Consider the following 9,545-nt stretch of genomic DNA (forward strand, 5'->3'; position numbering starts at 1 on the left):
ACAGATCGCTTATTTGATGTTTACAATTTGATCGAGTTGACAAATAGATAATATGTGTTTAATCGGTGCAGAAACACCTGTCATTTCTATACTCATTCGATCTTTCAACGGATACAACCAACTAATGAGCAAACGTACGCCAGAACTATCGATAAATCGTACAGATGATAAGTCAATTTGTAAATGAGATGTATTCCACGACTGGGATTCGATCGTTTCTTCCATAACACGTGACGTTTCAAAATTAATGTCTTGTTGAAAAGAGACAACAATTTTGTCATCATACTTTACAATGTCAATCATGATTTTCCCCCTTTTTTCTCGCAATCTTGACGATAGCATGCTTCCCTTTCTCATCAAATGAAAAATGTGAAGCGAGTTGTTGGATAAGAAACAGTCCTCGTCCTCCTTGGTGGGCGAGTTGAGGAGGTGGGGCATTTAGTTGTTCCTCCCATTGAAATCCATCCCCCTCATCAGCTACTTCAATAACGATCATGTCATTTGACCAGCACATATGTACAGTAGCGCATTTTTTTGTAGAGTGACGAATGACGTTTGTGACAAGCTCCCACAACACAAGTTGGACCGTATATTTTTGCATATCATCAAGTTGAATATGATCGTCTAACTGCTCGAGCATCGCCGATATGATCGTGCTATAATTTGTTTCGTTGACTTGAGCTTGAATCATTGTTTCTTAGCTGAATCAAAAGCTGTTGAATGTACGGGTGCTTGTAATGATCTTGATGCTCGAGACGATACAATTGGCTCCATAACGAGTTGTACGTTGAACGAAATGAAAGTGGAATGTTCTCCCCAAATGAACGTTGTAAATGCATAAGGCGAAATTTTGCGTAATTGCGCGTTTGCACATCGTTTGGGAGAAGTCCCATGTCGATGCGAATAAGCTGTTCGTTTATTTCGTGAAGTAACGTTTCTGCCATTTCATCGATATGTGTAAACGTTCGTTGCTCGTATTTTAGTCGTGGAGATTTCATTCATTTCTTCCTCCATTTAACATTTACGAATTGAACTTGTCAGTCAGTTCTTGGTTTAAATCGTTCAGTTGTTCCGCCATTTCTGCGATTTGTGATGCAGCGGATGAAATTTCATCAAACATTTGATGGAACTGTTCAATAAGTGAAGTGAATTGATCAATTTTTTTGTTCGTTATTTTCACATCGGTAACGGACTGATCAAAAATGTGAATAATGCTTTCATTCGCTTGTCGGAATGCTCGTGTTTCTTCTACAATTTGTTGGAACGCATGTTCAAATTTTCGAATCGTTTGTTGAACAACATCAATATGATTTTGAATGTAGTCAAGCGATTGCTCAGTTTGTGATGCTAATTTCCGCACTTCATTGGCAACGACTGCAAATCCTTTACCGTGTTCACCGGCTCTTGCTGCTTCAATGTTTGCATTTAACGATAAAATATTTGTTTGATTTGAAATGCTGCGAATCGCGTTGACAATTTCTCCAATTTTCCGAGAGCTATCTGTTAGTTCATTCGTAAGCGATTTCGTTCCTTCAATCAACTTCGCAACGCCATCAAGTTTCGTTAATGTTTTCTTTACATCTTCTTTTCCTTTTTCGACTCGCTCTGTCATTTGAACGGATTGACGTTGGATAGACGTGACTTCGTTCAACATACTTTGCACATTTTTTTGCACTTCAAAGATTGAAGCGGTCGTTTCTTCTGCACTTGAAGCGAGCGTTGTAGACGATTCCGTTAAGCGGTGTTGCAACTCTGAAATTTCGTTTAATTTCATCATAGACGATGTATACGATTCAATATACGTTTCAATCGCAATTTGCATATCAAAAGAGCAAAGCTTGTTGAATGAACGGTATACAGCTGTTGCCTCTGTCGGAGGTAACTCCTCCATGAGTATGTGAAGCACTTCATTTTGAATGATTGCGTAAGCGCCTAAATACCATTCTGGGAATAGTCCGATTCGGTTATGCACATTGCCGATCACTTTTCGGCGAATGACATACTGGTCGCCAATTTCTCCAGAAACCATATCCATTAAATACGCGCGTAACGTTTGTTTTAAGCGATCGATTGTGGAATGATGGTCGATAATTTTTCTTAAATGCGGCATTTGTCCAACTTGATCATAAAACGCATCCACGATTCGCTCTACATGTTTAGCAAACAGCGGGCGAATGGAGGCGAGCTGCTGTACATCTTCTTCTGTTAATTGGACAAAAGCAATTTGTTGCTTCCGATCGCTTGAGGCGAGTTGGCGATAATATGTAGCAACATATGCAGTGGTAGAAGAGCGAGAAGTTGTATTTTCTTTTTCTTGTTGGTGCTTTTTGCGAAAAAGTTGAATGGCTCCACGTTCATTAAAAAGAGCATGAAACGGACATTTTGACATCGCATTCCCTCCAATTTTCATAAAAAATCCCCCAAAACATTATATCATGTGCAAAAAAAGAAGAAGGAAAATTTTTATTTTATTTCCGAGGGAAGCGCAAAAAATGACAATATTTTTCCGGCTTGTCGAATACAATTGAATCGAGTAGAATGTATATTTGTGAACAATATAAGCTACGGAGAGAGAATGATGAGTAAAAAAATTTTGTACTTATTTTTCGTTTTAATCGGGGCTACAGTCGTCCTTTTTGCTAATATGAAGCATAACATTTATACGTTCATGTAAAATAGGTATTTCCATTAGTACATGTATACCCCTTGATACATACGCTAGTAATGTAACGAAATTCAATACGAAAGGGGTATGAAACATGCATTGTCGTCCAAATATGATGCCGCCAATCGTTTATCCGACGAAGTGCTATACACAACATCAAATGCAAATGACGATTGTGCCACACATTCATCCGTCACATACGACGTATGTGAATCATCATTTGTTCCAGCATCAACATTATTTTCCACATACGCAATCTGTTGTTAACGATGTATCGCATCAACATGTTGTTTGTCCAGGTTCTGGTCCGTTTCCGAGACCGTTTTAACCGAAGGCGAAACGCCTTCGGTTTTTTGTCGAAAAAAAGACGAACTTTGTGAAAATGAAAAATTGACAATGACTGCTTTTTTTGAAAGAATAGGTGTAGACATAGACAATTGAGGTGAGCAAACGTGCTTTCGGATCGCATCAACTTAACAGCAAAAGACATTCTTGAAAAAGAGTTTAAAATAAGCATGCGCGGATACAATCAAGATGAAGTCGATCGCTTTCTCGACTTAATTATTAAAGACTATGAAACATTTCATCAAATGATTGAACAACTACAACAAGAAAATACACGTTTGAAAAGCCAATTGCAGGAGGCGCAAAAACGTCAGCCATCTCAAGCAGGAACGACGAACTTTGATATTTTGCAACGTCTTTCCAATTTAGAAAAACATGTTTTCGGAAGCAAACTGTATGAATAAATATTCCAACCTTTTCTATTGATTTGGCTTATCGTTTCGGATATACTATCATATGCTTACATGAATCATGTTCGGGTAATCGCTGCGATGCATATGCATCGTAGAGGAAAGTCCATGCTCGCACGGTGCTGAGATGCCCGTAGTGTTCGTGCCTAGCGAATTCATAAGCTAGGGCAGTCTGGCGGCAAGCTGGGCTGACGGCAGGGAAAGAGCCTACGTCCGTATCGGATATGGCTCGACTACCTTTAAAGTGCCACAGTGACGTAGTCTTGCTGGAAACGGCAAGAGTGGAACGCGGTAAACCCCACGAGCGAGAAACCCAAATGATGGTAGGGGCACCTTCTCAAAGGAAATGAACGGAGAGAAGGACAGGCGGATGCCTGTAGATAGATGATTACCGCCGAAGTACGAGGCGCAAGCCGTTTGCAGTACGACGGAACAGAACATGGCTTACAGAACATGATTCGTGGCATAACTCTCCTGCACATTGTCAGGGGAGTTTTTGTTTTGTAAACATGAGGGGAGAGCGTGTTGTGAAGAAACGGATGTCGACGTTGTTTGAAGTAGATACATTTTTAGCTATTGCCTATACTATTATTCAAGAGGCAGATGAAGGAATAATTGTTACCGATGAAAATGGGCATATTTTATTAGCTAATCCGGCCTTTGAAACGGTAACAGGCTATACACAAGAGGAAGTGCTCGGAAGGAAGACAAATATTCTTCGCTCCGGATTGCATGATCGTACGTTTTACGAAAACATGTGGGAAACGTTACGTGACCATGGGATTTGGAAGGGAGAAATTTGGAATAAACGAAAAAATGGTGAATTGTTTGTTGAATGGTTAACGATTAAAGCGATTTGCGATGCTACTGGAAAACCGACGCATTATGTGGCCATTTTTTCAGATGTGACACAACATAAACGAACGATGGAGCAATTGGCGCGGCTGTCGAATTATGACGTATTGACCAACGTTCCGAATCGCCAACTATTTACGAAACGTCTGCAACATTTACTTGATGTAGCTCGGCGTTACAATCAGCAATTAGCGATTTTATTTCTCGATTTAGATCGATTTAAATATATTAATGATGAACTCGGTCATTATAGGGGAGACATCCTATTAAAAAAAGTGGCTAATCGTTTGAAAAAGTTATTGCGCACGAAAGATACGCTTGCACGCATCGGTGGGGACGAGTTTGTTGTTATTTTGCCTAAACTAAAAGATGTACAAGAAGCAATCGCAATGGCAGAACGGATGATTGAATCACTTCAAGTTCCATTTATGCTGAATGGGGAAGACGTATACATTTCGGCAAGCATCGGTATAAGTATGTATCCAAACGATGGAGATGACGAAGAAACGTTATTGCGCCGAGCCGATCGTGCAATGCAAAAAGCGAAAGAAAGCGGACGAAATCGCTTTGAGTTATATACAGCTAAATTGGATTATCAAAGTGAGGTTGTGACGTTAGAAAATTATTTACGAAAAGCGATGGAACGAAATGAGTTATTCATTTGCTATCAGCCAGTCGTGAATATGAAAACGAAAAAAATTGAATCACTTGAGGCGTTAATGCGTTGGAAGCAACCAAACATCGGGTTCGTTTCGCCTGCGCAATTTATTCCACTTGCAGAAGAAACGGGACTTATTGTTCCGATGACGAAGTGGCTGTTTGAACAAGCGTGCATACATATAAAGGCGATCCATGAATTCGCCCCACATATGAAAATTGGGATAAATATTTCTGGCGTACATTTTCAACAAGATGATTTTGTCGAGCAATTATCGACCATTGTGAAAGAAAACGACGTACATCCACGCTTTTTCAAATTAGAACTGACGGAAAGCACGATTATGCCCAATGCTGAAGAGTCTGTTCAAAAACTCGTACAGCTTAAACAATGTGGTTTTAAACTAGCCATTGATGACTTCGGGACAGGTTTTTCTTCTTTAAGTTATTTACATCGTTTTCCAATTGATATTTTAAAAATTGATCAATCATTTATTCGACGTCTCTCTTTATATAGTGATGATGCGACGATTGTGTCCACAATTATTATGATGGCACACAATTTACATTTAGCTGTTGTGGCAGAAGGGGTTGAAACAGAACAACAGTATGCGTTTTTAGAGGAGCAACGGTGCGATTTTGCACAAGGATATTACATTTCAAAACCAATGCCATTTGATGAATTGCAACCATTTATTCAAGAGTGGGATAGATATATAAGATGAAAGGTGAACAGACATGGGACAAATAACGTTAATTGCTACTGCGGCGATGGGACTTGAAGCGATCGTTGCAGATGAAGTACGTGCACTCGGATATAACTGTGAAGTAGAAAATGGGAAAGTGACATTTGTTGCGGACGAGCGCGCGATTTGTCGCACGAACTTATGGCTTCGAACAGCTGATCGGGTAAAAATAAAAGTAGGCGAATTCCCTGCGGCAACATTTGATGAGTTGTTTGAACAAACAAAAGCGCTTCCATGGGCGCAATTTTTGCCGATTGATGCTCAATTTCCTGTTGTCGGAAAATCGGTCAAGTCAAAATTGTTTAGCGTATCCGATTGTCAAGCAATCGTAAAAAAAGCAATTGTTGAACATTTAAAACAACATTACCGTGTGTCTTGGTTTGAGGAAACAGGGGCATTGTTTCGCGTTGAGGTAGCTTTACATAAAGATGTTGCCACGCTGACAATCGATACGAGCGGTGCAGGATTGCATAAAAGAGGGTATCGCGTCAAACAAGGAGAAGCACCATTAAAGGAAACATTGGCAGCAGCGCTCGTTCAATTAACGAATTGGACACCGGATCGCCCATTTGTTGATCCGTTTTGTGGGTCAGGAACGATTGCCATTGAAGCAGCGTTGATCGGTCAACATATTGCACCGGGGTTTAATCGAGACTTTGTATCTGAACAATGGGATTGGATGTCTGCGCGCTTATGGGACGAAGCACGTGAGGAAGTGGAAGATTTAGCACGATATGACCAACCGTTGCATATTATTGGATTTGATATTGACCATCGCATGGTTGATATCGCAAAAACGAACGCGCAAGAAGCCGGACTAGCGGATTTAATTACGTTTAAACAGATGCAAGTAAAAGATTTCCGAACGAAAGATGAATATGGCGTAATTGTTGGCAACCCTCCGTATAGCGAACGATTAGGGGAGAAAGAAGAAGTGGAGCAATTGTATCGGGAGATGGGAAAAACATTTGCTGCGCTTGATACGTGGTCTATTTATATGCTGACATCTCATCGTCAATTTGAGCAGTTATATGGGAAACAAGCAACGAAACGTCGGAAACTATTTAACGGTTTTATTGAAACGCAATATTATCAGTTTTGGGGACCTCGTCCTCCCCGTTCATATGACAAGCTGTCTTGTTGACAGCTTTTTCTTTTCAACTTCATTGACTTCTTTCTTTTTTTGATCGATAATTAATGTTTGTGTACTTCGTTTAAATTGATGGAGGGGCTAAAACAGTATGAGCAAATATCCGTTTGCATTAAGTAAAAATGAAAGTTTTTTTGATAAATTAAACGAATGGATTGGAGACGTCTTTTACGACATTTTACCTGAAGCTGGGTTTGAATTACGGGATGAACAAATTTTTATGGCGTTTCAGCTTGAGCGAGCATTTAGAGAGAAAAAAGTGATGTTTGCTGAAGCAGGCGTAGGAACAGGAAAAACAATTGTATATTTGTTATATGCTATTTGCTATGCCCGTTATATCGGAAAACCAGCGATTATTGCTTGCGCAGATGAAACGTTAATTGAACAGCTTGTAAAAAAAGAAGGAGATATCGCTAAAATTTCGCGCGTCTTAAACATGGATATTGATGTTCGATTAGCCAAATCGCCCGATCAATATTTATGTTTAAACAAATTGGACGAAGTATTAATGACCGAAGAAGAGGAATTGTATGAACAAATTTTTGATGAATTGCCTCCATTTGTTCATGACCATGCTCCACTTCAAACGTTCTATCATTACGGTGATCGGAAAGATTATGCTCATTTAAGTGATGAACAATGGTCAAAAATTGCTTGGGATCCGTTCCAAGACTGTTTAGCGTGCGAAAAACGTCATCGTTGTGGTCAAACGTTATCGCGCGATCATTATCGAAAAGCAACCGATTTAATTATTTGTTCCCACGATTTTTATATGGAACATATTTGGACGTATGAAGCGCGGAAACGTGAGGGGCAGCTCCCTCTTTTGCCTGAAGCGAGCTGTGTCATTTTTGACGAAGGGCATTTATTAGAGTTTGCGGCGCAAAAAGCGTTGACGTATCGTATGAAAGAAACGACGTTAGAGACGTTGCTTTCTCGTTTATTAGAAAATGATATTCGTGAACAATTAGCTTACTTAATTGAAGATACATTAGAACTTAGTGTACGTTTTTTTGATGAATTAATGAATCATGCGAAAGCTGTACCGGGATCGAATCGTCAAGAATTAACGTTTACTCCATCTCTTTTGCAACTTGCGCAAACATTGCAAACGAAAGTTGAGCAAATTGGCGATGAACTCGTCTTCGAAAGTGAGACGTACACAATTGACCAGTATCAATTAAAAGTTGTGGATGAGTACCTAGATCAAATTCATCACTCCTTACACTTATTTATTCATAATCGGGATGCAATTACATGGCTTGAATCGTCGCTAGATAGCAATACGCTTGTCATTATGCCGAGAACGGTACAAGAAGTGTTGCGTGAAAAAGTATTTTCTAAACGTATGCCATTTATTTTTTCGTCTGCCACACTGTCAAATGAAAAATCATTTGATTATATGGCAAAAAGTCTAGGAATTGACGAATATGTATCGTTTCATGTCGATTCCCCGTTTGACTATGATGAACAAATGAAAATTTACATGCCGATATTTGGAAATAACGAACGTATATTTGAAGAAAAATATGCGTATGCCTTAGAAAAAATCCGCGAAACGAATGGGCGTGCTCTCGTATTGTTCCCGACGCGTGAACAATTGAATGAATTTAAAGCTCGCGCCCAACGTGAAGAACAATTTACTTTCTTATTTGAAGGGGATCAAGAAATTAGCGAGCTTGTTTCCCGTTTTCAAAACGAAGAAGAAACGATTTTATGTGCCCAACATTTATGGGAAGGATTGGACATTCCAGGCCCTTCATTAAGCAACGTGATTATTTGGGCGCTTCCTTATCCTCCGAATGACCCTGTTTTTCAGGCGAAGCGAAAGGAAACGGACAATCCGTTTTGGGAAGTTGATGTTCCGTATATGATTTTACGATTGCGACAAGGGGTCGGGCGCCTTATTCGTCAACGTGAGGATCGAGGAATCGTATGTATTTTTGTAACAGATGATGAACCGATGCAAGTGATCGAGGCGATCAAACGTGTATTACCGACAGATGTACAACAAAAATAAAGGAATGATTGTAAGTATTGTAGAATAACAAATACAGAATGGAGGGAAGAAGATGAAAACGAATATTCAAGAAGTAGAAAAGCAATTTCGACAATACGTCAAAAAAATGATGGCATATAAAGAAGCCATTTCCCTTATGTATTGGGATTTGCGTACAGGGGCACCGAGAAAAGGGGTTGACCAACGTTCTGAAGTGATCGGCATGTTGTCGCAAGAAGTGTTTCGTATGTCGACTTCAGAGCAAATGGCCGCATATATTGCGGAGCTTTCCGCTAAGTCGGTACAAGAACAATTATCGCCTGTTACCCGTTATACGTTAGCAGAATGTCAAAAAGAGTATGAACGCAATAAAAAAATTCCTGCGGATGAATATAAACAATTTGTCATTTTGCAATCAAAAGCGGAAAGCGTATGGGAAGAAGCGAAAGCAAAATCTGATTTTTCCCTTTTTGAACCGTATTTAAAACAGCTTGTTGATTTTACAAAACGTTTCGTTACATATTGGGGAACAAACGGGCACCCATATAATACGCTATTAGATTTATATGAACCGGGTGTAACAGTCGATTTATTATATACATGCACTTTAAGATGATGACTTCTGTATGAACACCTTTTTCCATGGTTATACTGCTCCTAAATACCCACGTATAAAAGGAGCGGAAAGGACATGAAACGTCTTAAAATTACAAATGAT

Annotated in this window: 9 protein-coding genes, 1 other RNA gene and 1 pseudogene; 7 read left to right on the plus strand and 4 right to left on the minus strand. The window is 39.5% G+C overall.

Annotated features, from left to right (window positions below; all coding sequences use genetic code 11):
• Positions 1-9: 9 nt before the first annotated feature.
• Genes K1I44_RS10300 through K1I44_RS10315 form a run of 4 tightly spaced genes read right to left on the minus strand, consistent with a single transcriptional unit; the run spans position 10 to position 2,389 of the window.
• Positions 10-303, minus strand: coding sequence for an STAS domain-containing protein (locus K1I44_RS10300; RefSeq protein ID WP_003396035.1), 294 nt, complete (start codon positions 301-303; stop codon positions 10-12).
• The gene (locus tag K1I44_RS10305) at positions 296-691 is read right to left on the minus strand and encodes an ATP-binding protein (RefSeq protein WP_219986094.1); all 396 of its coding nucleotides are present in this window, start codon (positions 689-691) and stop codon (positions 296-298) included. Before K1I44_RS10305 ends, K1I44_RS10300 begins: the two co-directional genes overlap by 8 nt.
• Positions 657-998: a hypothetical protein gene (locus K1I44_RS10310; RefSeq protein ID WP_003396043.1), complete on the minus strand. Its 342-nt coding sequence runs from the start codon at positions 996-998 to the stop codon at positions 657-659. Before K1I44_RS10310 ends, K1I44_RS10305 begins: the two co-directional genes overlap by 35 nt.
• A gap of 23 nt (positions 999-1,021) precedes the next feature.
• Positions 1,022-2,389 (minus strand): globin-coupled sensor protein, encoded by a 1,368-nt coding sequence (locus K1I44_RS10315; protein WP_219986101.1) that lies wholly within the window; start codon positions 2,387-2,389, stop codon positions 1,022-1,024.
• A 370-nt stretch (positions 2,390-2,759) separates the two neighbouring features.
• Here K1I44_RS10315 and K1I44_RS10320 point away from each other — a divergent pair, with 370 nt between their 5' ends.
• The 7 genes and pseudogenes from K1I44_RS10320 to K1I44_RS10350 all read left to right on the plus strand — a co-directional run.
• Positions 2,760-2,993 (plus strand): CotD family spore coat protein, encoded by a 234-nt coding sequence (locus tag K1I44_RS10320; RefSeq protein ID WP_219986095.1) that lies wholly within the window; start codon positions 2,760-2,762, stop codon positions 2,991-2,993.
• Positions 2,994-3,117: 124 nt separating this feature from the next.
• Entirely contained in the window at positions 3,118-3,414 is a 297-nt protein-coding gene (gene gpsB / locus K1I44_RS10325; protein ID WP_003396051.1) for a cell division regulator GpsB, read from the plus strand.
• Positions 3,415-3,481: 67 nt separating this feature from the next.
• Positions 3,482-3,872: RNase P RNA component class B (rnpB, locus tag K1I44_RS10330), an RNA gene on the plus strand.
• 57 nt (positions 3,873-3,929) lie between these two features.
• The gene (locus K1I44_RS10335; RefSeq protein ID WP_219986096.1) at positions 3,930-5,657 is read left to right on the plus strand and encodes a putative bifunctional diguanylate cyclase/phosphodiesterase; all 1,728 of its coding nucleotides are present in this window, start codon (positions 3,930-3,932) and stop codon (positions 5,655-5,657) included.
• A 13-nt stretch (positions 5,658-5,670) separates the two neighbouring features.
• Positions 5,671-6,822, plus strand: a complete 1,152-nt coding sequence (locus K1I44_RS10340; protein WP_219986097.1) for a THUMP domain-containing class I SAM-dependent RNA methyltransferase — start codon at positions 5,671-5,673, stop codon at positions 6,820-6,822.
• 97 nt (positions 6,823-6,919) lie between these two features.
• Complete coding sequence (locus tag K1I44_RS10345; protein ID WP_219986098.1) at positions 6,920-8,848, plus strand: ATP-dependent DNA helicase; 1,929 nt, start codon at positions 6,920-6,922, stop codon at positions 8,846-8,848.
• A 52-nt stretch (positions 8,849-8,900) separates the two neighbouring features.
• Positions 8,901-9,422, plus strand: a pseudogene (locus K1I44_RS10350) (carboxypeptidase M32); the annotation flags it as partial.
• Positions 9,423-9,545: the final 123 nt, after the last annotated feature.

The organism is Anoxybacillus sp. ST4, assembly GCF_019448545.1.
Taxonomy (GTDB): Bacteria; Bacillota; Bacilli; order Bacillales; family Anoxybacillaceae; genus Anoxybacillus; species Anoxybacillus pushchinoensis.